This is a genomic window from Stenotrophomonas sp. YJH_SMC_21 (assembly GCF_059369555.1).
The window spans coordinates 22,432-48,410 of record NZ_JCAFSU010000015.1 but is presented as its reverse complement, the minus strand read 5'-3'; the positions used below and the strand labels follow the sequence as shown (position 1 = coordinate 48,410).

The following is a 25,979-nucleotide window of genomic DNA, read 5'->3' as shown; positions in this document are numbered from 1 at the left end:
GAACCACATGCGTTTCACACTGCAGCGCGAAGCCTTTCTCAAGCCGTTGGCACAGGTCGTCAACGTGGTCGAACGCCGCCAGACCCTTCCGGTTCTGGCCAATTTCCTGGTCCAGGTGCAGAACGGCCAGCTGTCGCTGACCGGTACCGACCTGGAAGTGGAGATGGTGTCGCGGATCGCGGTTGAAGATGCCCAGGACGGCGAAACCACCATTCCCGCCCGCAAGCTGTTCGAGATCATCCGCGCCCTGCCCGACGGCAGCCGGATTACCGTCTCGCAGACCGGTGACAAGATCACCGTGCAGGCCGGCCGCAGCCGCTTCACCCTGGCCACCCTGCCCTCCAACGACTTCCCGTCGGTGGACGAAGTGGAAGCCACCGAGCGCGTGGCCATCGGCGAAGCAACCCTGAAGGAACTGATCGAGCGCACTGCGTTCGCGATGGCCCAGCAGGACGTGCGCTACTACCTCAACGGCCTGCTGTTCGACCTGCGCGGCGATGCGCTGCGCACGGTCGCCACCGACGGCCATCGCCTGGCGCTGTGTGAAACCGATCTGGCCAAGCCCAGCGGTTCCAAGCGCCAGATCATCGTGCCGCGCAAGGGCGTGACCGAACTGCAGCGCCTGCTGGAGAGCGGCGATCGCGAGATCGAACTGGAAGTCGGCCGCAGCCACGTGCGCGTCAAGCGCGACGATGTCACCTTCACCTCGAAGCTGATCGACGGTCGTTTCCCGGATTACGAAGCGGTGATTCCGATCGGTGCCGACCGCGAAGTGAAGGTTGATCGTGAAGCACTGCGTGCCTCGCTGCAGCGCGCCGCGATCTTGTCCAACGAGAAGTACCGCGGCATCCGCGTGGAAGTCTCGCCGGGCAACCTGAAGATCAGCGCGCACAATCCGGAACAGGAAGAAGCCCAGGAAGAGATCGAAGCCGACACCACGGTCAGTGATCTGGCCATTGGCTTCAACGTGAACTACCTGCTGGATGCCCTCTCCGCGCTGCGCGATGAGGAGGTCATCATCCAGCTGCGCGATTCCAACTCTTCTGCGCTGGTTCGTGAATCCAGCAGCGAGAAGTCGCGTCACGTGGTGATGCCGCTGCGTCTCTGACAGCAGCCTGTTCCACGTGGAACCGAAGGACGCCCGGGATCTCCCCGGGCGTTTTTTTTTTGCAGGTTCCACGTGGAGCATCGGGGATCGCGGAATCTCCAGGTCTGGGCGAATGTCTTGCTCGAGATTGTTGCTTGCCGATTGTTCCTGGTTGCGCCTCCGATGCAATCGGCCCTGCGCGGCAGGAATCCAGATTGCTGACTTGGGCGCTGCCCAGCCAACTTCGATCGAGTACGCAGTTCCGGGTCCTCAGCCTGATTGCAGGTGACTCGATCTGGTCGGATGGATGAAGCGGATCGCATCCGCTATCGCAGTGGTTGCTTCATCTGCAGACGTCACTGTCCACAGGCCTGGTTGGGGCCGGATCAGAGCTGGCCTAGCTTCTAAATCTGGGTATAAATCTAAAGCATGGTGGTGATGGTAGGCCCAGATTTCGTGGGAAAATGCACTATCCAATTGATTTTAAAGAGATTTGTGCGGCTGAAACCCCCTGTATAGAGGCCCCTCAGGCTGGGGGGGAACCTGTGGATAGTTTCGCAGGTCGGGCAAAAGGGCTTTTTTATCCACAGTTTGCCCATACCTTGTGTATAAGTCATACAGACCCGCTGTGGACAGCGTGAAACGAATGGGCTGAATTCTTTGAAATCTGTGGAACCCTCCACGGCATCGCATCGTAGATTTCAAGAAATCCGCGCGGTGTTCGCGCAACCCACCGTCGGGGGCACCTGGCGATGCTCGCGGAATGAGGCTGAAATCGCTGAAATCTGAAGGCCCGTACCCTGCGCCGCCGCTCAGAATTCAAGGATTCCCGGGCATATCCAGACCCAGGCGAGCCCAGGTGAGGGAGCGCCACCACGTGGAACACGCGTAGGGTTGCCAGGCGGAGGCTTCAGCACAGTGGCGATGTCTGGCGCGCCACGGCTGGCTTGACCGATGCAGTAAGCTGATGGATTCCCTGCCCCACTACCGCCTCGTGCGGATGGTCTTTCGCGCCCCATGCTTATCCGCCGCCTCGCCCTCCACCAACTGCGTCGCTTCAGTGCGGTGGACCTGTCGCCCCAGCCGGGATTGAACCTGCTGACTGGCGACAACGGTGCCGGAAAGACCAGCGTGCTCGAAGCGTTGCACCTGATGGCCTACGGACGAAGCTTCCGTGGCCGGGTCCGCGACGGATTGGTGCGCCAGGGCCAGGAAGCGTTGGAGATCTTCGTGGAATGGGACGAACAGCGTGCCGATCACCCGCCCCACCGCCGAAAGGCCGGGCTGCGCCACAGTGGCCAGGACTGGAAGGGACGATTGGACGGTGAAGACGTCGCGCAGCTGGGCAATCTCTGCGCAGCGCTGGCCGTGGTGACGTTCGAGCCGGGGAGCCATGCACTGGTCAGTGGGGGTGGCGAACCTCGCCGTCGCTTCCTCGATTGGGGCTTGTTCCACGTGGAACCGGATTTTCTCTCCCTGTGGCGCCGCTATTCCCGGGCGCTGAAGCAGCGCAATGCTCTGCTCAAGCAGGGCGGGCCGTCGCGGATGCTCGATACCTGGGATCACGAGCTGGCCGAGGCCGGGGAACCGCTGACCAGCCGCCGTCAGCACTACCTGGAGCGTCTGCAGCAGCGCACGGTGGCCTTGGCCGCCAGCCTGGCTCCGCAACTCGGCATCCAGGGGCTGGAACTGAGTCCCGGTTGGCGGCGGCATGAGCTTCCCTTGGCCGATGCCCTGCTTCTGGCCCGGGAACGTGACCGGCAGGCCGGCTATACCTCGGTCGGCCCACACCGGGCAGACTGGAGTGTGGATTTCCACAGCATTCCGGGGCGTGATGCGTTGTCCCGTGGCCAGGCCAAGCTGACGGCATTGGCCTGCCTGATGGCGCAGGCCGAGGACTATGCGGAACAGCGCGGCGAATGGCCGGTGATCGCGCTGGACGATCTGGCCTCGGAGCTGGATCGCACCCATCAGGCGCGGGTGCTGGAGCGCCTGCTCAATGGGCCGGCACAGATCTTCATCACCGCTACCGAAACCCCGGCGGCGCTGCTGGACCTGACCCACATCGCCCGGTTCCACGTGGAACATGCACAGATCGTGGCTGTGCCATAGTGGGCACACCAGGGCCGCTCGACCCCGGCTGGTATAATTCGGGTTGGAATCCTTTCATTCTCGGCACATCGCTCCAAGCGGTGGCCGACCTGCGGAGCCTACGGCAAGCGCAATGAGCGACGAACAGAACACCCCGGCAAACAACGGCAATTACGACGCCAACAGCATTACCGCCCTGGAAGGCCTGGAGGCTGTCCGCAAGCGTCCCGGCATGTACATCGGTGACGTGCATGACGGCACCGGTCTGCACCACATGGTGTTCGAGGTCGTCGACAACTCGATCGACGAAGCGCTGGCCGGCCACGCCGACCACGTTGCGGTGACGATCCACGCCGACGGTTCGGTCTCGGTGTCCGACAACGGCCGTGGTATCCCGACTGGCAAGCACGAGCAGATGAGTGCCAAGCTCGGTCGCGAAGTGTCTGCAGCCGAAGTCGTCATGACCGTCCTGCACGCAGGCGGCAAGTTCGACGACAACAGCTACAAGGTTTCGGGCGGCCTGCATGGCGTCGGCGTCAGTGTGGTCAACGCGCTGTCGCAGAAGCTGCTGGTGGACGTGTTCCAGAACGGCTTCCACTACCAGCAGGAATTCAGCAACGGCGCCGCAGTGACCGCGCTGGCCAAGCTGGAAACCACCACCAAGCGTGGCACTACCGTGCGCTTCTGGCCGTCCACCGTCGCCTTCCACGACAACGTGGAGTTCCACTACGACATCCTGGCCCGCCGCCTGCGCGAACTGTCGTTCCTGAACTCCGGCGTCAAGATCGTCCTTGCCGACGAGCGTGGCGACGGCCGTCGCGATGACTTCCACTACGAGGGTGGCATCCGCAGCTTCGTGGAGCATCTGGCCCAGCTGAAGACGCCGCTGCACCCGAACGTCATTTCAGTCACCGGCGAGCACAACGGCATCGTCGTGGATGTGGCGCTGCAGTGGACCGACTCCTATCAGGAGACGATGTACTGCTTCACCAACAACATTCCGCAGAAGGACGGCGGTACCCACCTGGCCGGTTTCCGCGGTGCGCTGACCCGTGTGCTCAACAACTACATCGAGCAGAACGGCATCGCCAAGCAGGCCAAGATCAACCTGACCGGCGACGACATGCGAGAAGGCATGATCGCGGTGCTGTCGGTGAAGGTTCCGGACCCGAGCTTCTCCAGCCAGACCAAGGAAAAGCTGGTCAGCTCCGACGTGCGTCCGGCGGTGGAAAACGCCTTCGGTGCGCGCCTGGAAGAGTTCCTGCAGGAGAACCCGAACGAAGCCAAGGCGATCGCCGGCAAGATCGTCGACGCCGCGCGCGCACGTGAAGCGGCGCGAAAGGCCCGCGACCTGACCCGCCGCAAGGGCGCGCTGGATATCGCCGGCCTGCCGGGCAAGCTGGCCGACTGCCAGGAAAAGGATCCGGCGCTGTCCGAACTGTTCATCGTCGAGGGTGACTCGGCAGGTGGCTCGGCCAAGCAGGGCCGCAACCGCAAGAACCAGGCGGTGCTGCCGCTGCGCGGCAAGATCCTCAACGTGGAACGCGCGCGCTTCGACCGCATGCTGTCCTCCGACCAGGTCGGCACGCTGATCACGGCGCTGGGCACCGGCATCGGCCGAGACGAGTACAACCCGGACAAGCTGCGTTACCACAAGATCATCATCATGACCGACGCCGACGTCGACGGCGCCCACATCCGCACCCTGCTGCTGACGTTCTTCTACCGTCAGATGCCGGAGCTGATCGAGCGCGGTTACGTCTACATCGGCCTGCCGCCGCTGTACAAGATCAAGCAGGGCAAGCAGGAGCTGTACCTGAAGGACGACCCGGCGCTGGACAGCTACCTGGCCAGCAGCGCGGTGGAAAACGCTGCGCTGGTGCCCGCCACCGGCGAGCCCGGCATCGAAGGCCTTGCGCTGGAGAAGCTGCTGCTGGCCTATGCAGCAGCGCTGGATTCGATCGAGCGCAACGCACATCGCTACGACCGCAACCTGCTTGAAGCGCTGGTCGATTTCGTGCCGATGGACCTGGAAAGCCTGCGCGCTGCCGGCGAAGGCGAGGGCTTGGATGCACTGGCCAAGCGCCTCAACCAGGGCAGCCTGGGCAGCCCGCGTTTCACGCTGGAACTGCAGGAAGCCAACGACGAGCGCCCGGCCGCTGTGCTGGTGACCCGTCGCCACATGGGCGAACAGCACATCCAGGTGCTGCCGATGTCGGCCTTCGAAAGCGGCGAACTGCGCGCGATCCACCAGGCATCGAAGCTGCTGCACGGTCTGGTCCGCGAGGGCGCGACCATTTCCCGCGGTGCCAAGTCGATCGAAGTCGACAGCTTTGCCAAGGCACAGAACTGGCTGCTCGAGGAGGCCAAGCGCGGCCGCCAGATCCAGCGATTCAAGGGTCTGGGTGAAATGAATCCGGAGCAGCTGTGGGACACCACGGTGAACCCGGAAACCCGCCGACTGCTGCAGGTGCGTATCGAGGACGCTGTCGCAGCCGACCAGATCTTCAGCACCCTGATGGGCGATGTCGTCGAACCGCGTCGCGATTTCATCGAAGACAACGCGCTGAAGGTCGCAAACCTGGATATCTGACACAATCGGGACACGGCCGGCGCGCGGGGAGGCGCGCCGGCCTTCGACTCTTGAACACAGGTACCTGATGTCAGCATCCGCCCCGGTCTCCGCTCCGCCCCCGGTTCCGCCGGCTTCTGCCGCGCCGCGTGCCGTTTCGCCGTTGGCGGGGTTCTTCATCGACCTGGGCATCGCCGCTGTCACCCTGTTCGGCCTGAGCCTGGTCAGCGGCCTGCTGTGGGGCCTGTACCGTGGCGTGGTGGTTGGTTACGCGAACGCGCAGGCTGGCGCTGGCGCACCCGACGCCAGTTCGGTCGCGGCGTCACTGGGCCAGCCCGGCGCGCTTGCGCAGATTCTCATGGCACTGTTCGCCACCGGTGGTGCCGCGTTGCTGCTGTACTTCTGGCGACGGCCGGCCAACGCCGCCGAGCGCCACGCCTCGCGCCAGGCGCTGCGCCGCCCCTCCACCTGGGGCTGGACCCTGCTGGTGGCGACCCTGATCGTGCTCGGCAGCAACGGCATCGCCTTCCTGGCCAAGCAGTTCGGCGTCGAGCCGGTCCCCACCAATCTGGCGCTGATGCAGAGCGCGATCGCACGTTTCCCGCTGTTCCTGGTGCTGTTCGCGGTGGTCCTGGCGCCGGCCTACGAGGAACTGCTGTTCCGCCGCGTGCTGTTTGGCCGCCTGTGGCAGGCCGGGCGACCAGGGTTGGGCGTGGTACTGAGCAGCCTCGCGTTTGCCCTGATCCATGAGATCCCTGGCACCAGTGCCAATGGCCCGGCCGAAATCGCACAGCTGTGGCTGGTCTATGGTGGCATGGGAGCCGCGTTCTGCTGGCTCTACCGGCGCACCGGCACGTTGTGGGCGGCGATCACCGCCCACGCGCTGAACAATGCGGTCGCCCTTGCCGCGATGGTGTTCCTGGGGTCAACGTAACGCCGCGTCCGCTTGACGAAAGATTAAGCCGCTACGCTACACACTCCGCATATGAACACGGGGGAGTTTCCATGAAACAACTGCTGCTGGCCCTTGTCATCACCACCCTGGTCAGCGCCTGCGCGACCACCACCTCCCCTACCGGTCGCCGGCAGATGGTGGGCGGCGTCTCGCAGGCGCAGCTGGACCAGCTCGGCGCACAGGCGTTCGCCGAAACCAAGCAGAAGGAAAAGATCAGCACCGACGGCCGCCAGAACGGTTACGTGCAGTGCGTGGTCAACGCCCTGGTCGCGCAGCTGCCAGCTCAATACCGTGGCGTACGGTGGGAGACGGCGGTATTCGTCGACAAGGAGCCCAACGCCTTCGCCCTGCCCGGCGGCAAGGTCGGCGTGAACACCGGCATCTTCACCGTGGCCAAGAACCAGGATCAGCTGGCTGCCGTGATCGGCCATGAAATCGGCCATGTCATCGCCCGCCACCACGAAGAGCGCATCACCCGCCAGATGGGTGCGCAGACCGGGCTGGCCGTGCTCGGCGCGCTGGCTGGCGCAGCCTACGGCGAAGGTGCTGCCAGCACCGTCAACCAGCTCGGTGGCATGGGCGCGCAGACTGCCTTCCTGCTGCCGGGCTCGCGGACGCAGGAAAGCGAGGCTGACGTGATCGGCCAGCGACTGATGGCCCAGGCCGGATTCAATCCGGCGCAGGCGGTCGACCTGTGGCAGAACATGATGGCCGCCAGCGGCGGTCGCAGCCCGCAATGGCTGTCCACCCACCCGGATCCGGCCAACCGGATCCAGGAACTGCGACGTGATGCCCCGGGCCTGACGCCGGTCTATCAGCAGGCGCAGGCGGCCGGGCTACGGCCAAAGTGCGGATGAGTGCGCAGTTCTATGCTGTATTGCAGCACATAAAACGATTTCTCACGCCATCTGTTTCTGATACGTTTGGCGGCTCAGATTTTTCTGACAGTCCGACTTTGCCGCTAACCGGCGGTTCGATCGAGGTGAACGATGATTTTCCGTAACCACAAAGCTGTGCTTTCCGTCCTCGTCGCGACCGCCCTGACCGGCGCCGTGGTCACCGATGCCTTCGCGCAGTCCTCGCGTTCCTCCGAGCGCGGCAACCGTGGCGGCAAGCAGGCCAAGGCCGAGGCGCTGTACCCGAACGCGACCCGCCAGGAGCCGACGGTCAAGGCTTCGGCCAAGATGGGCAGCAAGCTGCAGAAAATGATCGACAGCTACAACAAGGAAAAGTTCCCGGAAACCCGCACCCAGGCCGACGCCATCCTGGCTGACAGCGCCGCGAACGAGTACGACAAGTCGCTGGCCGCGCAGCTGGCCTCGCAGGCTGCCTACCAGACCGATGACGCCCCGGCTGCCATCGCCTACCTGAAGCAGGTCCTGCAGTTCAACGGCCTGGACAACAACGGCCACTTCCAGTCGATGCTGATGCTGGGCCAGTTGCAGCTGCAGGAAGACCAGACAGCCGAAGGCCTGGCAACCCTCGACAAGTACTTCGCCGAGAGCAAGTCGACCAAGCCGGAAGAACTGATCGCCAAGGGCCAGGCGCTGTACCAGCTGGAGCGCTACCAGGAAGCGATTCCGGTGCTGAAGCAGGCCATCGCCGGCTCCGCCGAACCGAAGGACAACTGGAACCAGCTGCTGATGGCGGCCCTGTCCGAAGCCGGCCAGTCCGGCGAAGCGGTCAAGGAAGCCGAGGCGCTGGCCGCCAAGAACCCGAACGACAAGAAGGCCCAGCTGAACCTGGCCAGCATGTACATGCAGGCCGACCAGATGGACAAGGCGGCCGCGGTGATGGACAAGCTGCGCAGCAGCGGCCAGCTCACCGAAGAGCGCGAGTACAAGCAGCTGTACTCCATCTATGCCAACACCGACAAAAAGGAAAAGGACGTCATCGCGGTCATCAACGAAGGGTTGCAGAAGGGCATCCTGAAGCCGGACTACCAGGTTTACCTGGCGCTGGCCCAGTCCTACTACTACTCCGACCAGGTGCCGCAGGCGATCGATGCGTGGCAGAAGGCTGCCCCGCTGTCCAAGGACGGTGAGACCTACCTGAACCTGGCACGCGTCCTGCATGCCGAAGGTCGCATCCCGGAGGCCAAGCAGGCCGCCCAGCAGGCGCTGGCGAAGGGTGTGAAGAACCAGGCTGATGCCAAGAAAATCATCAACCTGAAGTAAGTAGGAATAACGCCTGAATGCCTGCCCAGTTGATGCGCAGGCGCTCAGGATTGGTATAAGCTTGGAGGTTCCTGCGGTGTCATGCACCGCTGATCAGGGATTCCGCCCCCGGCATCCCGGCCCCACTATTGAGCTCTTGGCGCATGACGGAACAACTAGTCGTTCACCGGTACGAACAACCCGATGACAAGGGGCTGAGCTGGCCTCGCATCGTCGGCATCGCGTTTGTAATTGCCCTGCATCTGGCCGCCTTCATGATGCTCCTCATTCCCGCCGTGGCTCCCAAGGCCGTGGCTGAGAAGGAGCGCAACGTCATGGTGACCATCGTCGATGCGCCGCCGCCGCCGCCCCCGCCGCCGCCGCCGCCGCCGCCGACCGATACTCCGCCGCCGCCGGTGAAGAATCTGTCGCCGCCGAAGCCGTCGCCGGTCCCGCCGCCGCCGCAGGCGCCGGTCGTGGATGTGCCGGAGCCGCGCCCGAGCGATATCGTCACCCCGCCGTCGCCCCCCGCGCCGCCGGCACCTGCGACCTCGATCGAGGCCAGCGTGGACATCTCGTCGAAGGCCATGAATCCGCCGCGCTACCCGCCGGCCGCCTTCCGCGCGGGTATCCAGGGCGAAGTGATCCTGATCATTGATGTCGATGCCAACGGCAACGTCACCAATGTCACGGTGGAAAAGTCCAGCCGTAACCGCGACCTGGACCGTGCCGCGATGGAAGCGGCTCGCAAGTGGCGCTTCAACGCCGCTGAATCTGGCGGTAAGAAGGCGGCAGGTCGCGTTCGCGTCCCGGTCAACTTTGCGCTGAACTGATGCGCCCGGGTGGCCGCATGGCCACCCCCGCTCCCGGTTCGATTGTTTAGCTTAGCTACACCCTTTATCACCACACACAACAAAGGTAAGCGTCATGCTGCAGGAAATTTTCATCGCCGCTGCTGCCGGGGGCAATCCGTCCAACGCCCTGTCGCAGATGGGCTTCGAGCACCTGATCCACGAAATGACCACCAAGCCGGGTGATTTCGCGGTTTCCTGGGTCGTGCTGCTGACCCTGATCGCCATGTCGGCCATGTCCTGGTACTGGACCGTCATCAACATCTTCCGTGCGACCCGTCTGAAGAGCGCTGCTGATCGCGTCGTCAGCCTGTTCTGGGATACCCCGAACGCGCAGGACGCCATCCGTGCCATGGAAGAGCAGCCGGCTTCGGAGCCGTTCTCGAAGATCGCCCTGGACGCTGCCCAGGCTGCTGCGCACCACCAGCGCGCTGAAGGCGGCGCCACCGGCGGCGTGGGTGAGAACCTGAGCCGTTCGGAGTTCGTCGACCGCGCCCTGCGTCAGGCCGTCACCCGCGAAAGCAACAAGCTGCAGTCGGGCATGACCCTGCTGGCCACCGTCGGCGCGACCGCTCCGTTCGTCGGTCTGCTGGGTACCGTGTGGGGCATCTACGGCGCCCTGATCAAGATCGGTGCCACCGGCTCCGCTTCGATCGACGCCGTTGCCGGCCCGGTGGGTGAAGCGCTGATCATGACCGCGATCGGTCTGTTCGTTGCGATCCCGGCCGTGTTCGCCTTCAACTTCTTCAGCAAGATCAACAGCGCGACCATCAGCAAGTTCGATACCTTCGCGCACGACCTGCACGACTTCTTCGCCACCGGCTCGCGCGTCCGCTAATTGCGGCGCGCGTCACCCAGCGACGAACGTAAGTAGTCACCAAGATCTAGACGGAGCCCGTTATGGCTTTCAGTAGTGGTAACAGCGGCGGCCCCATGGCCGACATCAACGTTACGCCCCTTGTGGACGTGATGCTGGTGCTGCTGATCATCTTCATCATCACGGCGCCCCTGATGTCCCACAAGGTCAAGGTGGATCTGCCGGAAGCCAACCTGATCCAGAAGCCGGAAGACGCTGAAAAGCGTTCCGGACCGATCACCCTGGCAGTCAAGGAAGACGGCTCGATCTACTGGAACGACGAAGAAATCAACAAGCAGACTCTCGAGTCGCGCTTGGCGACCGCCGCCCAGCAGACCCCGCAGCCGCCGCTGAACCTGCGTGGTGACCGCACCACCAAGATGCGCGTCATCAACGACCTGACCAAGGTCGCGCAGGAGCAGGGCATGCTGGACGTCGGCTTCGTCGCGACCAAAGAAAAGGGGCAATAAGCCATGGCATTCAGTAGTGGTGGTGGCAAGGGCCCCATGGCAGACATCAACGTCACGCCCCTCGTGGACGTGATGCTGGTTCTGCTGATCATCTTCATCGTGACCGCGCCGATCATGACGTACCCGATCGCCGTCGACCTGCCGCAGCGCGTGCTCAACCCACCGCCGCAGCTGGTCGAGCCGCCGCCGCCGATCGAACTGAAGATCGACGCCAGCAACCAGGTCTCGTGGAACAACAGCCCGATCAATACCAGCGAGCTGCAGCAGCGGATGGAGCAGGAGGTCCAGCGTGACCCGACCAACCAGCCGGAACTGCGCATCGACGCCAGCCCGGATTCCGAGTACGACGTGATGGCCAAGGTTCTGGCCGCCGCGAAGAATGCTCAGATGAAGAAGATCGGTTTTGTGCAGCAGTAATCGCTACACCGCAACACAACAGTCATGACGCGACTGCAGACGCCCCTGGAGACAGGGGCGTTTTTTTTTATGCCTGCCGGCCTGGACCGCTATGATCGGCGGATGCTCGCCCTCTTCGACTCCCTGCGTCATTGGCTCGACGGCATCGCCCACCTTGGCTCGATCCTGGCGGTGGCCTACCTGCTGTATCTGTTCGCGCTGGCGGGCTGGATCATGCTGCAGAAGCGTGAGCCGGTCGCCACGCTGAGCTGGATCCTGTCACTGGCGCTGCTGCCCTACTTGGGCCTCTTCATCTACTACCTGCTGGGCCCGCAGAAGGTGAAGCGGCAACGGCTGCGCCGCGGACGCGCCCGTTCGGGCATGGAGCACTACAGCGATGTCTGCCCACCGGATGCCGACTGCACCGAGCTGGCCAAGATCGCGCAGGCCACCACGGGCCTGGCGCCGAGCAGCGCGACCGAAGTGACCTGGCTGGTGGATGGTGCCGCTACCTACGCCGCTCTGTTGGAAGCGGTGGCGCAGGCTCGCGATCACGTGCACCTGGAGTACTACATCTTCAATCCGGACCATGCCGGCACCGCCCTGCGCGACGCCCTGGTCGAGCGCGCCCATGCCGGCGTGCAGGTGCGCCTGCTGCTGGATGCAGTGGGTTCTTCCGCCCTGCCTCGCCGCTTCCTGCAGCCCCTGATCGATGCCGGTGGCGAGGCGGTCTGGTTCCATCCCCGGCAGTTGCTGAAGCCGTTCAAGCGGCCGTGGTTGAACCTGCGTACGCACCGCAAGCTGGTGATCGTCGATGGCCGGCTGGCCTTCACCGGTGGCATCAATATCACCGACGATGAAGACGAGAGCCGCAAGCCGAACGCCTACCGCGACCTGCACATGCGCATCCGCGGCCACGTCGTGCGCAGCCTGCAGCTGGTGTTCGCCGAGGACTGGCTCTACGCCAGTGGCCAGGATCCCTCGCGCATGGACATTGCCCGTCTGTGGCCGGCCGACATGCCGCTGCGCGGCGATGGTGCGATCAACGCCCAGGTGCTGGTCTCCGGCCCGGACTCGGGCTGGGAAACGATCCACCGCCTGCACGTGGCGGCCATCCAGGAAGCACACGAGCGCGTGTGGCTGGTAACGCCCTACTTCGTGCCGGGCGAAGCGGCGCGGATGGCGCTGACTTCGGCGGCACTGGGTGGACTGGACGTGCGCCTGCTGGTGCCGAAGATGAGCGACTCCTGGTTTGTCACCCAGGCCGCGCGCTCCTATTTCGACGAACTGCTGCACGCCGGGGTGAAGATCTACGAGTACGGCCCGCGCATGCTGCATACCAAGGCTTTCATCGCCGACGACGATGTCTGCATCGTCGGCAGCGCCAACTTCGACCACCGCAGCTTCCGCCTGAACTTCGAGCTGTCGATGATGATCAGCGACCGTGACCGTGTCGCCGCTCTGGCCGGGCTGCTGCAGGGAGAGTTCGACCGCGCCGCCCGCGTGCACGACCAGGCCGGCCGTTCGCTGTGGCTGCACCGCCTGCCCGAGGCTTTCGCCCGGCTGGCCTCGCCGCTGCTCTGACGCAGCGCTACACTGCGGCGATCATCCGGGGAGCCCGACTATGTACTGGTTGTACCTGCTGCTGGCGCTGGGCTGTTTCGCCTTCGCCTTGAAGACCCCCAGCGCCGCATTGATGACCCTGTGCCTGCTGGCCGCCCTCGCCTTCCTGCTGGCCTGGGTGCGCGGTCGCTATGTAGCCCGCTTCGGCGACCTTCAGCGGGACCCTGCCACCCTTGTCGATGCCGAGGAGCTGCGCCGCCTGCGCGAGCAGGCCCAGGCCCGCCGCAATGTCGACGCCAACGACCACGATCCGTCCCCTCTTTCCAAGTAGTTCCGTTCCATGACCCAGCTCAGCGTCAACGTCAACAAGATCGCCGTCCTGCGCAATTCGCGCGGCGGCGCCGAACCGGACGTGGTGCGCGCCGCCCAGGCCTGCCTGGATGCCGGTGCACATGGCATCACCGTGCACCCGCGGCCGGACCGCCGCCATATCACCGCCGAGGACGTGCTGGCGCTGTCCACGCTGACCCGCGCGCGTGGCGTGGAATTCAACATCGAAGGCAATCCATTCGCGCCGCCGCGCGAGGGCTACCCAGGCCTGCTGCCGCTGTGCGCGCAGACCCGCCCGGCGCAGGCGACGCTGGTGCCGGATGGCGATGGACAGATCACCTCCGACCATGGCTTCGACTTCGAGCGGGATGCCGAGCGGCTGCGACCACTGATCGCCGAACTGAAGGCGATGGGCTGCCGGGTCAGCCTGTTCGTCGATGCTGGCAACCCACTGCTGGAGCAGGCGGCCGACGTCGGTGCAGATCGTGTCGAGCTGTATACCGGCCCCTACGCCGAAGCACACGCGGCCGCAGACGCTGCGGCGATGCTGGAACTGTTCGCCACTGCGGCGCGGCGGGCGCAGGCGGTGGGCCTGGGCGTCAATGCCGGGCACGACCTGTCACAGGACAACCTACGCGATTTCCTGGCCCACGTGCCGGACGTGCTGGAGGTGTCGATCGGTCACGCGCTGATCGGTGAGGCGCTGTACGACGGGCTGGATGCCACCGTGCGCGGGTACCTGGCGTTGCTCTGACCGCTCCCCTGTAGCGTTGAGCCATGCTCGACGCAGCACCGCGCTGAACCCTTCAGGCAGCCGTCGCAGCCATTGAGACGGCTGCGGCGTAACCTGCCGCAATGGGTATCGCGATCAAGGGCCGAGGTTCCACGTCCCACCTTGCCGGGCGCTTTGAAAGCACCGTCAGCGAGGCGGTGGACGACGGCTGGGCAGTCGATGAGAGCGAGGAATTCCTCGCCCCACGTCTGCGCACTGAAGTACGTGCCGAGACCGCACGCAGCATCATCAGCCGCAACACCTCACCGGACGTCGGCTTCAGCCAATCGGTGAATCCGTACCGCGGTTGTGAGCATGGCTGCTCCTACTGCTTCGCGCGCCCCTCGCACGCCTATCTGAACCTGTCGCCAGGCCTGGACTTCGAGACCAAGCTGTTCGCCAAGACCAATGCGCCGCAGCTGCTGCGCAAGGAGTTGTCGAAGCCGGGCTACGTTCCGCAACCGATCGCGCTGGGCATCAACACCGATGCGTACCAGCCGATCGAACGCAAGTTCAAGCTCACCCGCCAGCTGATCGAAGTGATGCTGGAAACCAAGCATCCGTTCTCGCTGATCACCAAGAACGCACTGGTCGAACGTGACATCGATCTGCTCGCACCGCTGGCGGCGGAGAACCTGGTCAGCGTGCATTTCTCGGTGACCTCGCTGGACCCGCATCTCTCCGCAAAGCTGGAGCCACGCGCGTCGGCGCCGCATGCACGGCTGCGTGCGATGAAGCGCCTGCATGAAGCGGGCATTCCGGTGGGTGTGATGGTGGCGCCGGTGATCCCGTGGATCAACGACAGCGAACTGGAAGCCGTGCTGGAGGCCGCGCACGATGCTGGCGCCAGCACCGCAGGCTACGTGCTGCTGCGCCTGCCGCTGGAAGTGGCCCCGCTGTTCCGCGATTGGTTGGATACCCATCATCCCGATCGCGCCGCGCACGTGATGAGCACCATCCAGCAGCTGCGCGGCGGCAAGGATTACGACAGCCAGTTCGGCACCCGCATGCGTGGCCAGGGCGTGTATGCCGATCTGTTGAACAACCGCTTCAAGCTGGCGCGAAAGCGTCTCGGCTTCAATGCGCAGAACAGCCATTGGCCGAAGCTGGATTGCAGCCGGTTCCAGAAGCCGTTGCCGCCGAAGAAGGATTCGCCACAGGGAAGTCTGTTCTAGAACGCTGGACCGCTGCCCGGCTTACCGGCAACAATCTGCGCTCGGCCGGATGGCCTGCAAGCCAGGGAGGGATGCAGATGGATGACCCAGGATCCGTGACAGTGCGATGCCGTTCGCTTGACGACGAATCGGTTCGCACATGAAGCGCTCACATGCCTTCAGCTGTGGTGCGTTTCTGCTTTTCTGTGGTACCGATGCAGAGGCTGCCCGCGCGTTTGTGGTTGAAGACGCTGCCATGCGCGACCCCACCTGCCTTACGGTCGAGCCGCGCCAGCGGCTCTTCGCTTGTCACCAGATCGTTGCCGGGGACAGCCGAGTGATCGGGCTGAGACGATTCCGCTCGTCGTGGAGGACCGACCGTTCCACCTTCAGCAAGCTCACGATCCAGCTCCCCGCTGATGCGAAAGCAGGCGACCGGTTCTCTGTCCCAAATGATCGAGTACGGATGTTCCATAGCAGAGGGTCCAGCGCGTTTGCCGGAAAGACGGGCTGCTGCGCAGTGCCGGTCGCAGGGCAGATTACCGTGGTTTCCGCAGGAGACTCCGGCATCGAGGTCCAGGTCGATGCAACGTTTCGCTCTGCAAGCCCACTGCAATGGCCGGGAGAGTGCGAGGCACCGACCACGGTGTCAGAGCATCTGAGAGCCCAGCCATTGTCTCTGGAGCAGCTTGATGCATGGACGGGAGTGCATGATCCGGAGGCATCCCCCTTCGAACAGGCACACCCCTCCAGACGTTCGCGCAACTGAATCCGCACGAACGTGCTGTACATGATGAAACGCACTCACTGCTTCCACGCCAGTGGTCTCCTTCTCTACCTTGCGAGTGTGCAGGTGGAAGCTCGCTCCATTCACGAATGCATCATCGTTCCGCAGGCCGCGATCGTCACTGACATGCCGGCTGGCCTGGACGAGTTCGAACAGCGTCTGTGGGTGGCAGATACAGGTCAGAGGGTGCGCAAGGGCACCGATACCCTCCTTCTGCTGCGCCTCTTCTCGGAGTCGCCAGGCGTGATCGACTCCCAGCAGTACATCAAGATCACAGGCAGCTTGAAGCGATACGCGCCCTCGTCGGAAGGGACGCCGGAGGTAGTGGATGCACGCCTCACCAGTGGCGGCGCGGGCTTTGTGCACAAGGGAGACAACTGGCTGTCCGATTCAGTCGACGTAGAACTACATCAGCCGCATGAGCGCGATAGTCGGATGGAAGTCAAAGTGACGGCTGTCGGGTGGAACAGTTATCGAAAAGAAGACCGTTCCTTCTATCTCCAGTTCACCTGTCAACTGAAGGAAATCCCTGTCGAGAAGCTCAGTGCCTGGCAAGGAGGAAACGACGATCTCTGGGGATCCTTTGGTCCCACCCGATAGCCGGGTGGAACTGCCTGCATGCAATCACTTCTGCGACGACTGGCAATGCTGAAAATAGAAATTTATTCCCTGAGGTTCTACTCACGACTGGACGAGGATGCGTTCTTCTCCAGGTTGAACCAGATTCCGGGCGTGGTGTCTGTCGAAAGGTTCCTCAGGACGATCAACGTCTGTGTTGATCCGTCGGCTGTGGATGACGAAGGTATGAGAGAGTTGATTTCGCTGTTCCAGCGCTATGGAATAGACATGCGCCAGCTGCGGAAACTGGAGACGGGAGAATTCAGCTCATGGATGCGGAACAGATCCGCCTACTGGTTCAAGTCGATGTATCCGGACCCGTGAGCACATGACATGAAGATCATCTCCTGGCTGGGCATCGCGTTCCTGTGGATGCTTCCGTTGAACGTTCTGCTGCTGACGGGCGGCAAGCTGATCTCCAGCGACGCGCTTGGAGAAGAAGAGCACGTTGGTTTCGGTGTGGCGGTATTCGGCGCTGTGGCAGGCGGGATTCTCTATCGCCGTCGCCCGCGGTAGCGTCGAGCCCGCCCGACTCTATCTGGAGCGAAGTCGAGCAAGCTGGACTCTATTTGCCACGGCCGCTTGCAACAGCCAATCTGAGGGTGATGGCTTTCGGGTTCTGGAAGCTGCAACAGCTAGCATGGAAAGCTTGGAGTTACGCGTACTGGCACCGCGTTCTGAGGGAAAATGCTGCCTCTTCTGACATCGATTCTCGGCGGTAGTACCGCGGAGGCAAGAACGGAAAGAGGAACCTCATGCCGGTAATCCGTACATGCAAGAAGATCATGATGCCGCAGATGTCGGGACAGAGAGTCCAGACGGCCAGTTGTCGAGCATGGGTCCATGCATTGCACACGGGGGAATGATGAAGTTCATACTTTGGGCAGCTGTAGTCATATTTGCCCTGTTGTCGTTGAGAGCAACTGTCTTCGTCGTCTATCAAGGGGTAAGTGGATCTCCTTTCGGGGAAGAGGAAATCACTGTCGCTGGGGTTGGGTTGGTCTGCGGCTGGATTGCCTGGGTCATGTACAAAACCTTGATCAGACCGTGGAGGAAGCCGAAGCCCTAATGTAGAGCTGGAGTTGGTGGAGGTATCAACTATTCCGCCGGCGGTGGAACTTCCACTGAAATTGGTATTGGAATTGGCGGCGGTGCATCACCGGGTGAGCTGTCTAAGAAGGATGGCGATTGGGGGAATGGTTGGTGAAGAAGAAATTATTGGCTCATTTGCTTCTATGCGCTGTGATTGCGGCCCTGATAGGCGGTACCTATCTTTCAATGTTTGGATCCATCGGAGGTGGCGATTGGACCGGAAAGCCAACAGAATCAGAACTGCGCGCTGCTACCGAGACCTTTGAACTTCCTTCAGGGAGCCATCCCACGAACGTTAAGTTCTTACCGAAGGTCACGTTCCTGGGGGCCGTCTTCGACGCCGAACTCGAATCTGATCCAGAGCAGATCGCCGCTTTCTTCATCAAACAAGCCGCAGAGAAGCGGTGGCGACTGCAGAAAGACAAACGGCAGCGCCATTACAGATTGATGGTCTTCTGCGAGGATCGCCTGGCGCGCTCGGTAGAGCTGACGACAAGAGGCAGTACGGTGAAGCTCTATGGAGGAACCTACTGGGACTCGGACAGGGGCGGCGACTACTACTGCTCTCCTGAGGCCCGGTAAACCACCGACGGCATACCGAACTTGCCTGGATATCGGCTCCAATCGGGAGGAGTACGATGACCTCACCGTCCCCCAAATAACTTCTGCGCGCTCTGGAACAGGATCCAACTCGTCGCGATGAACTTGTCCCCCCCCTGCGGCCTGTTACCGCGATGGGTATGGGTAAACGCCGTCGGCGCAATCAGCAGGCTGCCGGTGCGTGGTGCGATCTTCCGTCCCTGGAACAGGAACTCGGTCTCGCCCTCTTCGAATTCCTCGTTGAGGTACAGCGTCCACAGCACGTGCCGGTGCAGGGTCTCGGCCTGCGCATCCTTGGGGTACAGCTCGCAGTGCCAGTACGGGTAACCGCCCTCGCCCGCCGCATACCACTGCAGGTTGATGGCGCCCGGGCGCAGGCAGGTGCGGGCCAGGTCGGCCAGCTGCTGCTGCGGCATGTCAGGGAAGTCCTCGGCAGACAGGCGACGCGGTTGGCCATTGCTGTCCTGGATCTGCAACATCAGTGGTGCAATCAATGCCTGTGGATAACGGCGTAGATAAGTCAGCAGGCCATTGAACACCGCATGCTGCAGCTGATGGTCCACATCCTGCCAGCCATCAAGGCCGCTGATGCGCAGATCCTTGCTGTGCTTGAGTTCCGGGAACACACCACTGCCTACCGCGCCTGGCCGCAGACCCTGTGCAGCACGCATGCGCTCGACGATCGCCGCGCAGACCTCGCTGGGGACCGCGTTGTGGATGACCTCGATGAAATCGACCGGGCCCTGCTCGTGCATGCGTGCATTCCTTAGGCGGCAACGGCTTGATGGTGCCGTTTGCCGCCCTCGGTGTCACCCCACGGTCATGTCATCGTTCTGCCATGACCGCTGTCAGGCGATAGGCCGTCAGCCCTGTGCGTTGTCGTGTGCGTGGTGGTAGCGCACGGCTTCGGCCACTTCCTCGCGCGAACCCAGGAACACCGGCACGCGCTGGTGCAGCTGGTCGGGCTGGATGTCGAGGATGCGCTCGCGGCCGGTCCAGGCGGCGCCGCCGGCCTGTTCGACCAGCAGGCCCATCGGGTTGGCCTCGTACATCAGGCGCAGCTTGCCGGCCTTGGACGGATCCTTCTTGTCCCACGGGTAGATGAAGATGCCGCCGCGGGTCAGGATGCGGTGCACGTCGGCGACCATGCTGGCGATCCAGCGCATGTTGAAGTTCTTGCCGCGGGTGCCTTCCTTGCCCGCCAGCAGATCGCCGACATAGGCCTGCATCGGTGCTTCCCAGTGGCGCTGGTTGGACATGTTGATCGCGAACTCCTGGGTAGCCGCCGGAATCTGCATGTTCTCGGTGGTCAGCACGAACTCGCCCTTCTCACGGTCCAGGGTGAAGGCGTGGGTGCCATGGCCGACGGTCAGCACCAGCTGGGTGCTGGGCCCGTAGATGCAGTAGCCGGCGGCGATCTGCTTGCTGCCCGGCTGCAGGAAGGCGTCGTCGCCCGGCAGTTCGACATTGGTCGGGCAGCGCAGCACCGAGAAGATGGTGCCGACGGAGACGTTGACGTCGATGTTGGAGCTGCCGTCGAGGGGATCGAACAGCAGCAGGAAATCACCGCGCGGGTAGATGTCCGGCACCGGCTGGCTGTGGTCCATTTCCTCCGAGGCGCACGCGGCGAGGTGGCCACCCCAGGCGTTCGCTTCAAGCAGGATCTCGTTGCTGATGACGTCCAGCTTCTTCTGCGCCTCGCCCTGCACGTTACCGGTACCGGCATCGCCCAGCACGCCACCGAGGGCGCCCTTGCTGACGGCGATGGAGATGCTGGTGCAGGCGCGGGCGACGACCGCGATCAGCTGGCGCAGGTCGGCGTTGATGCGGCCGGCGTGCTGTTCCTGGATCAGGAAGCGGGTCAACGAAGTACGGGACATGAGCGGGCAGGTCTCGGCAGCGGGAAAACGCCTATTGTCGCCCGTATGGCGGGGCCGTGCGTGAGCGCGGGAAGGCGTAATCGTTTCCAGATGCGTTGCACTCGTGGCGCCTCCCCCTCCCACGCGCTTCAGGGTTCGCCGCGAGCGCGGTGGGGATGGCAAAGGCAAGAGCAAAAGCAAAAAAACAAAGGCGCCTTTCGGCGCCTTTGTCTTCAAGCTACTGGAGCGTTGTTTCAGCCCTTGGCGACGGTGGCCACGGCCTTGGCGACGTATTCCAGGTTGTTCTGGTTCAACGCCGCCACGCAGATGCGGCCGGTGCCGACGGCGTAGATGCCGAACTCGTCGCGCAGACGCTCGACCTGCTCGCGGCTCAGGCCGGAGTAGGAGAACATGCCGGCCTGTTCGTTGATGAAACCGAACTGCGGCGCGCCAGCGGCAGCCAGCTTCTCGACCAGGCCCTGGCGCAGGGCGTGGATGCGCTCGCGCATCTCGGTCAGCTCCTGCTCCCACATCGCACGCAGTTCCGGGTTGGTCAGCACGCCGGCCACCAGCGCAGCACCGTGGGTGGATGGGCTGGAGTAGATGGTGCGGATCACGCGCTTGACCTGCGACTGCACCGCCTTGGCGTCAGCGGCGGTCGGTGCCACCATCGACAGCGCACCCACGCGCTCGCCGTACAGCGAGAACGACTTGGAGTACGAGTTGGCGACGATGAAGCTGTCGATGCCGGCTTCGGCGATGATGCGCACGGCGGCGCCGTCCTGCTCGATGCCCTTGTCGAAGCCCTGGTAGGCCATGTCGATGAAGGGGAACAGCTGCTTGTCCTTCAGCAGCTGCGCGACCTGCTTCCACTGGGTGACCGTCAGGTCGGCACCGGTGGGGTTGTGGCAGCAGGCGTGCAGCAGCACCACGGTGCCGGCGTCCAGCTTGCCCAGGTCGGCCAGCATGCCGTCGAAATCGACGCCATGGGTGCTCGGGTCGAAGTAGGTGTAATCCAGCACGTCGAAACCAGCGGCGCTGAACACCGCACGGTGGTTTTCCCAGCTCGGGTTGCTCAGCGCAACGGTGGCGTGCGGCAGCAGCTTCTTCAGCACGTCGGCGCCGACGCGCAGCGCACCGCTGCCGCCGACGGTCTGTGCGGTGGTGACGCGGCCGGCGGCCAGCAGCGGCGAGTCCTTGCCGAACACCAGCTCACGTGTCGCCTGCGTGTACGCCGGCAGGCCATCGATCGGCAGGTAGCCGCGCGGTTTGGCCTCGGCGGCGAGCTGCTGCTCGATCTGCTTGACGGCGCGCAGCAGCGGAATGCGGCCGCTCTCGTCGTAGTAGATGCCCACACCCAGGTTGACCTTGGTCGGGCGGCTGTCGGCGTTGTACGCCTCGGTCAGGCCCAGGATCGGGTCGCCTGGGACCAGTTCCACGTTTGCAAAGAAGGACACGGCGGTACTCGTTCGGTAGACGGAAAGGGGGAGGAAGTGCGCTACGCGGTCCGCGGCTTTTCGGCCGGAAACAGCCCATCGTAACAAAGCCTGCCGGGGCTGGCCGCCGCCATCGTCATCCGCGGCCCCGTACCATGGCGTGCGTTGCCGCCCGATCCATCAACCTGAATCATGAATCCCGCCGCACGACACCGTTGCCTGCCGCTGTCCGCCCTGCTGCTGTCGCCCTGGACGGCGGTGGCCGAGCCTGCGCCCACCGCCCTGCCTGCGGTGCAGGTACAGGCCGCCCGGGTGCCGGGCATCGATCCGTTTGCGCTGCCGGCCAGCCAGGACACGGTCTGGATCGACGCCAGCCGCGCGGGCACCGGCGCGCAGCTGTCTGAGGCCTTGGCCGGGGTCCCCGGACTGCTGGCACGTGACCGGCAGAACTTCGCCCAGGACACGCAGCTGTCGATTCGTGGCTTCGGCGCACGCTCGACCTTTGGCGTGCGCGGGGTGCGGGTGCTGATCGACGGGGTGCCGGCGACCATGCCTGACGGCCAGGGTCAGCTGTCGCATGCCAGCCTGTTGGGCGCCGAGCGCATCGAGGTGCTGCGCGGGCCGTTCTCGGCGTTGTACGGCAATTCCTCCGGCGGCGTGCTGCAGGTCTGGAGCGCGCAGGGCCAGGCCGGCGACCCTTGGCGGTTGCGCGTGAATGCCGGCGCCGACAACACGCTCAGTGTCGGTGCGCAGCTGAAGGGTGCCGGTCAAGTGCTGGACTACAACATCGCCGCCAATCACTTCCGCACCGATGGCTGGCGGGACCATAGCCGCGCGCGCCGTGAATCGCTCAACGCACGCATCGGTGGAGAGCTGGGCGGCGGGCGGCTGGAGCTGCTGCTCAATGCGCTTGACGCCCCCGATGCGCAGGATCCGCTGGGCCTGACCCGTGCCCAGGTGGCGGCTGATCCGCGCCAGGCCACGGCAGTCGCGCACCAGTACAACACCCGCAAAACCGTGCGCCAGCAGCAGGCCGGCCTGCGCTGGACCCGTGAAACGGGAGCGCAGCGCTGGCAATTGATGGGCTATGCCGGCCAGCGCGCGGTACGCCAGTACCTGCCGATTCCGCCGGCACCCCAGACCAACAGCCCGCTGCATGCCGGCGGCGTGATCGATCTGCAGGGCGGCTATGGCGGGCTGGACGCGCGCTGGGGCTGGCACGGTGATCTGGCCGGGCGACCGCTGGACCTGGTAGCCGGGCTCAGCGCCGACCGCCAGCGCCAGCACCGCACCGGCTTCGAGAACTTCATCGGCAGCGCCTTGGGCGTGCGTGGGCGGCTGCGTCGTGACCAGATCGACGTCGTGCAGAACGTGGATCAGTTCACCCAGGCCTGGTGGCAATGGAGCCCGCGTTGGTCGCTGCTGGCCGGGCTGCGCCACAGCGCCGTGCGATTCGAATCGAATGACCGCTACATCGTCGGCGCCAACCCCGACGACAGTGGCCACCGCCGCTACCAGGCGACCACGCCGGTGGCAGGCGTCAGCTTCGAGGCCAGCCCGCAGTGGCGGCTGCACGCGGCCGTGGGGCGTGGTTTCGAGACCCCCACCTTCAACGAACTGGGCTATCGCGCCGACGGCCAAGCCGGGCTGGCACTGGATCTGGCCGCCGCGCGCAGCCGCTCCATCGAGGTTGGCAGCAAGTGGCACGCACAGGATGGCAACCAACTCGATATCAGCCTGTTCCGTGCAGATACCGACGACGAGCTGGCCGTTGCCAGCAATATCGGCGGACGCAGCACCTACCGCAACATTGGCCGCACCCGCCGCCAGGGGCTGGAGCTGCAGTACCGACAGCCGCTGGCCGAGCACCTGGAACTGCAGCTGGCGTGGACCTGGCTGCAGGCGCAGGTGCGCTCGCCGTACCTGACCTCGAACACCCTGGTCGCTGCAGGCAGCCGTCTGCCCGGCGTGCCGCGCCAGCAGGCCTTCGCCCGGCTGCAGTGGAGCCCTGCCGATTGGCAGTGGGCGCTGGAGGCAACGGCCAGCAGCGATACCGTGGTCAATGACGTGGCCACCGAGCGCGCGCCGGGCTACGCCCTGCTGCACCTGGAAGCCGGCCGTCGATGGACGCTGCCGGGCGGCGAGCTGCGCGCCTTCGCCCGGCTGGAGAACGTGCTGGACCAGGCCTACATCGGCTCGGTGATCGTCAATGACGGCAATGGTCGCTTCTACGAGCCAGGACCGGGACGGCGAGCCAACGTCGGCCTGCAATGGTCGTGGCGTTGAGTTGGTTGTGCCGGCCGCTGGCCGGCATCGCGCCGCGCAGGGCGTCAGGGGGTTGCCGGCCAGCGGCCGGCACTACCGGTCAGTCGGGGGCCTTGGCTGGCACGAACGGCGAGGTCGGGTCGCTGGCCGGGAAGGTCTCCTCCAGCGCCTCGTCCTGGTTGTCGCTGGCGCGCTGCTTGCGTTCACGGCGCTTGAGCGGGCTCTCCTGGCCACCGCGATGGCGGTCGCCACCATCCTTGCGGTCCTGGGCCGCCTGTTCAGCCTCGTGCTTCACCGGCAGGTGGTCGTGCTCGGCATCGAAGAACGGCGCGCCGGTGCCGCGGTAGTCGGCGTTGTCGGCATCGCGCTTGCCGCGCTGCTCGCCGGGAATGGGCGGGTGGTTCTCCCGCAGCGGGTCTCGCGAGGTCTCTCGGCTCATGGTCTGGTACCTGCCCTTGGGGGATTCCACTACACCGCCCCGCAGGTAAAGCCGTTGCGAACCTGGCGTCATGAACATCTCGCTCACCCCCCGGTAACGGCACCGCGCGTATTCCTGCCCACCCGCCCCCGCTGCAGGAGCCGGCCATGCCCCGTCTTGAACGACCCGCACCGTCCGTGTTCAACGCCCTGCTCGATCCGCTCGGCCAGCGCAGCGCGCAGCGCCGTACGCGTCGCCATGAAGACCCCCAGGCGGTGGCGCAGGACTACCTGCAGTACATGCTCAGCGACTACGAGGAGCGCCGCGGGCAGAGCCACCGGAACTGGCGCGACCTGTGCCCGGTGTATGCCTTCGCGTTGACCACGCATGCTGCGGATTGGCCACGCGGTGATGCCGCCGATACCTGCGAGGAACTGGCCGAGCACTGGGAACAGATGCGCGGGCAGTCACGCTTGGGCTGGTCGCAGGCGCGGCCGGTGGTGGAAGACGCCTGGCGCGCGCTGGACCATATTCCGGCGGCGGCGGTGAGGCCGTTGCTGCAGTAGTGCCGGCCGCTGGCCGGCAACCCCAGGAAACTTCAGGCCGCGAGCTCTGCCGGCCAGCGGCCGGCACTACCGCATCTGCGTAGAACCCACGTGCACGGTATCGACACGGGTGGTTTACACCGCCCATCCGAAGCTGGATGCCCTGTTCCGCCAAAGGTACGCCCATGGCCCGCCCGATCTGGACCGGCACGCTGTCGTTTGGCCTGCTCAACGTGCCGGTGTCGCTGATGTCCGGCGAACGCAAGGTCGACCTGCAGTTCCGCATGCTCGATTCCCGCGACCGCAAGCCGATCCGTTTCGAACGGGTCAACGCCGACACCGGCGAGGAGGTGCCCTGGAAGGACATCGTCAAAGCCTATGAGTACGACAAGGGAAGCTATGTCGTGCTGGAGGAAGGTGATATCCGCTCGGCCGCGCCTGAAAGCCACGAAGCGGTGGAGGTGGAATCATTCGTGGATGCGGCGCAGATCGACCCGCGCTATTACGAGAAACCGTATCTGCTGGTGCCCGGCAAGAAGGCCGAGAAGGGCTATGTGCTGCTGCGCGAAACGTTGCGCAGCACCGGCAAAGTGGGCATCGCGCGGGTGGTGGTGCGTACGCGCGAATACCTGTGTGCGGTGATGCCGCATGAGGACGCGCTGGTGCTGATGATCCTGCGCTATCCGCAGGAACTGGTGGATCCCGAGGACTACAAGCTGCCCACCGGCAAGCTGTCCGACTATCGCATCACCAGCAAGGAAACGGCGATGGCCGAGCAGTTGATCGAGTCGATGGCCGGCGATTGGGATCCGTCGCAGTACCACGATGAATTCCGCGAGCGCCTGCAGCAGGTGTTGAACAAGCGCATCAAGTCCAAGGGCGGCACCACGCGGGTGGACGATGAGCCGGCACCGCGCGAGGACGCCAGTACCAATGTGGTCGACTTCATGGCGCTGCTGCAGAAGAGCCTGGATGCGAACAAGCGAACGCCAGCGAAGAAGGCCGCAACGCGCAAAGCAGCCGCCAAGTCGCCAGTGAAGAAGGCCGCAAAGAAGACAACGAAGAAGGCTGCAAAGAAGACCGCACCCCGACGCAAGGCGGGGTGA

26 protein-coding genes are annotated in these 25,979 nt (G+C 64.3%); 21 read left to right on the top strand and 5 right to left on the bottom strand.

Going from position 1 to position 25,979, the window contains the following annotated elements; translation table 11 throughout:
- The first annotated feature begins 7 nt into the window (after positions 1-7).
- From dnaN to AC5P67_RS16595, 14 genes are all read left to right on the top strand, one after another.
- Positions 8-1,108 (top strand): DNA polymerase III subunit beta, encoded by a 1,101-nt coding sequence (dnaN, locus tag AC5P67_RS16660; RefSeq protein ID WP_005411731.1) that lies wholly within the window; start codon positions 8-10, stop codon positions 1,106-1,108.
- Between the two features lie 996 nt (positions 1,109-2,104).
- Positions 2,105-3,199, top strand: a complete 1,095-nt coding sequence (recF, locus tag AC5P67_RS16655) for a DNA replication/repair protein RecF (protein WP_024958547.1) — start codon at positions 2,105-2,107, stop codon at positions 3,197-3,199.
- Between the two features lie 112 nt (positions 3,200-3,311).
- On the top strand, positions 3,312-5,771 hold the full coding sequence (gene gyrB / locus AC5P67_RS16650) for a DNA topoisomerase (ATP-hydrolyzing) subunit B (RefSeq protein WP_005411733.1): 2,460 nt from the start codon (positions 3,312-3,314) through the stop codon (positions 5,769-5,771).
- Between the two features lie 67 nt (positions 5,772-5,838).
- Entirely contained in the window at positions 5,839-6,684 is an 846-nt protein-coding gene (locus AC5P67_RS16645; protein ID WP_005411734.1) for a CPBP family intramembrane glutamic endopeptidase, read from the top strand.
- A 71-nt stretch (positions 6,685-6,755) separates the two neighbouring features.
- Entirely contained in the window at positions 6,756-7,562 is an 807-nt protein-coding gene (locus AC5P67_RS16640; protein ID WP_005411735.1) for a M48 family metallopeptidase, read from the top strand.
- A 132-nt stretch (positions 7,563-7,694) separates the two neighbouring features.
- Positions 7,695-8,882, top strand: coding sequence for a tetratricopeptide repeat protein (locus AC5P67_RS16635; protein WP_005411736.1), 1,188 nt, complete (start codon positions 7,695-7,697; stop codon positions 8,880-8,882).
- A 143-nt stretch (positions 8,883-9,025) separates the two neighbouring features.
- Positions 9,026-9,694 (top strand): energy transducer TonB, encoded by a 669-nt coding sequence (locus AC5P67_RS16630; RefSeq protein WP_005411737.1) that lies wholly within the window; start codon positions 9,026-9,028, stop codon positions 9,692-9,694.
- Positions 9,695-9,788: 94 nt separating this feature from the next.
- Positions 9,789-10,550 (top strand): TonB-system energizer ExbB, encoded by a 762-nt coding sequence (gene exbB / locus AC5P67_RS16625; protein ID WP_005411738.1) that lies wholly within the window; start codon positions 9,789-9,791, stop codon positions 10,548-10,550.
- A 62-nt stretch (positions 10,551-10,612) separates the two neighbouring features.
- The gene (locus tag AC5P67_RS16620) at positions 10,613-11,038 is read left to right on the top strand and encodes an ExbD/TolR family protein (protein WP_005411739.1); all 426 of its coding nucleotides are present in this window, start codon (positions 10,613-10,615) and stop codon (positions 11,036-11,038) included.
- Positions 11,039-11,041: 3 nt separating this feature from the next.
- Positions 11,042-11,455 carry an ExbD/TolR family protein gene (locus AC5P67_RS16615; protein WP_005411740.1) on the top strand — a complete coding sequence of 138 codons (414 nt, stop codon included), beginning with the start codon at positions 11,042-11,044 and terminating at the stop codon, positions 11,453-11,455.
- A gap of 102 nt (positions 11,456-11,557) precedes the next feature.
- Complete coding sequence (gene cls, locus AC5P67_RS16610) at positions 11,558-13,018, top strand: cardiolipin synthase (protein ID WP_279702746.1); 1,461 nt, start codon at positions 11,558-11,560, stop codon at positions 13,016-13,018.
- Positions 13,019-13,058: 40 nt separating this feature from the next.
- A complete protein-coding gene (locus AC5P67_RS16605; RefSeq protein ID WP_005411742.1) occupies positions 13,059-13,328 on the top strand; it encodes a hypothetical protein in 270 nt (89 codons plus the stop codon).
- A gap of 9 nt (positions 13,329-13,337) precedes the next feature.
- Positions 13,338-14,081 carry a pyridoxine 5'-phosphate synthase gene (locus tag AC5P67_RS16600; RefSeq protein ID WP_043035282.1) on the top strand — a complete coding sequence of 248 codons (744 nt, stop codon included), beginning with the start codon at positions 13,338-13,340 and terminating at the stop codon, positions 14,079-14,081.
- A 101-nt stretch (positions 14,082-14,182) separates the two neighbouring features.
- Entirely contained in the window at positions 14,183-15,274 is a 1,092-nt protein-coding gene (locus AC5P67_RS16595) for a PA0069 family radical SAM protein (protein WP_024958794.1), read from the top strand.
- Between the two features lie 148 nt (positions 15,275-15,422).
- On the opposite strand, the gene AC5P67_RS16590 is transcribed toward AC5P67_RS16595, so the two are convergent.
- On the bottom strand, positions 15,423-15,728 hold the full coding sequence (locus AC5P67_RS16590; RefSeq protein ID WP_148505166.1) for a hypothetical protein: 306 nt from the start codon (positions 15,726-15,728) through the stop codon (positions 15,423-15,425).
- A 315-nt stretch (positions 15,729-16,043) separates the two neighbouring features.
- On the opposite strand from AC5P67_RS16590, the gene AC5P67_RS16585 reads away from it, so the two are divergent.
- The 4 genes from AC5P67_RS16585 to AC5P67_RS16570 all read left to right on the top strand — a co-directional run bounded on the left by AC5P67_RS16585 (position 16,044) and on the right by AC5P67_RS16570 (position 18,332).
- Entirely contained in the window at positions 16,044-16,640 is a 597-nt protein-coding gene (locus AC5P67_RS16585) for a hypothetical protein (protein WP_233489892.1), read from the top strand.
- An 18-nt stretch (positions 16,641-16,658) separates the two neighbouring features.
- On the top strand, positions 16,659-16,982 hold the full coding sequence (locus tag AC5P67_RS16580) for a hypothetical protein (protein WP_149908947.1): 324 nt from the start codon (positions 16,659-16,661) through the stop codon (positions 16,980-16,982).
- Between the two features lie 9 nt (positions 16,983-16,991).
- A complete protein-coding gene (locus AC5P67_RS16575) occupies positions 16,992-17,174 on the top strand; it encodes a hypothetical protein (RefSeq protein ID WP_262095231.1) in 183 nt (60 codons plus the stop codon).
- A gap of 687 nt (positions 17,175-17,861) precedes the next feature.
- On the top strand, positions 17,862-18,332 hold the full coding sequence (locus AC5P67_RS16570) for a hypothetical protein (RefSeq protein WP_227832928.1): 471 nt from the start codon (positions 17,862-17,864) through the stop codon (positions 18,330-18,332).
- Between the two features lie 62 nt (positions 18,333-18,394).
- Here the strand turns inward: AC5P67_RS16570 and AC5P67_RS16565 are convergent, their stop codons facing one another.
- The 3 genes from AC5P67_RS16565 to AC5P67_RS16555 form a co-directional block, all read right to left on the bottom strand.
- Entirely contained in the window at positions 18,395-19,105 is a 711-nt protein-coding gene (locus AC5P67_RS16565) for a 2OG-Fe(II) oxygenase (protein ID WP_495214940.1), read from the bottom strand.
- Positions 19,106-19,213: 108 nt separating this feature from the next.
- Positions 19,214-20,230: a class 1 fructose-bisphosphatase gene (locus AC5P67_RS16560; RefSeq protein WP_012478654.1), complete on the bottom strand. Its 1,017-nt coding sequence runs from the start codon at positions 20,228-20,230 to the stop codon at positions 19,214-19,216.
- Between the two features lie 233 nt (positions 20,231-20,463).
- On the bottom strand, positions 20,464-21,666 hold the full coding sequence (locus AC5P67_RS16555) for an amino acid aminotransferase (RefSeq protein ID WP_005411770.1): 1,203 nt from the start codon (positions 21,664-21,666) through the stop codon (positions 20,464-20,466).
- Positions 21,667-21,837: 171 nt separating this feature from the next.
- Between AC5P67_RS16555 and AC5P67_RS16550 the strand changes: the two genes are divergently transcribed.
- Positions 21,838-23,931 carry a TonB-dependent receptor family protein gene (locus AC5P67_RS16550; protein WP_049395278.1) on the top strand — a complete coding sequence of 698 codons (2,094 nt, stop codon included), beginning with the start codon at positions 21,838-21,840 and terminating at the stop codon, positions 23,929-23,931.
- A gap of 79 nt (positions 23,932-24,010) precedes the next feature.
- Here the strand turns inward: AC5P67_RS16550 and AC5P67_RS16545 are convergent, their stop codons facing one another.
- On the bottom strand, positions 24,011-24,349 hold the full coding sequence (locus tag AC5P67_RS16545; protein ID WP_005411772.1) for a hypothetical protein: 339 nt from the start codon (positions 24,347-24,349) through the stop codon (positions 24,011-24,013).
- A 146-nt stretch (positions 24,350-24,495) separates the two neighbouring features.
- On the opposite strand from AC5P67_RS16545, the gene AC5P67_RS16540 reads away from it, so the two are divergent.
- Both AC5P67_RS16540 and ku read left to right on the top strand, forming a co-directional pair.
- Positions 24,496-24,894, top strand: a complete 399-nt coding sequence (locus tag AC5P67_RS16540) for a hypothetical protein (RefSeq protein WP_012478657.1) — start codon at positions 24,496-24,498, stop codon at positions 24,892-24,894.
- 164 nt (positions 24,895-25,058) lie between these two features.
- Positions 25,059-25,979, top strand: coding sequence for a non-homologous end joining protein Ku (ku, locus tag AC5P67_RS16535; RefSeq protein ID WP_005411774.1), 921 nt, complete (start codon positions 25,059-25,061; stop codon positions 25,977-25,979).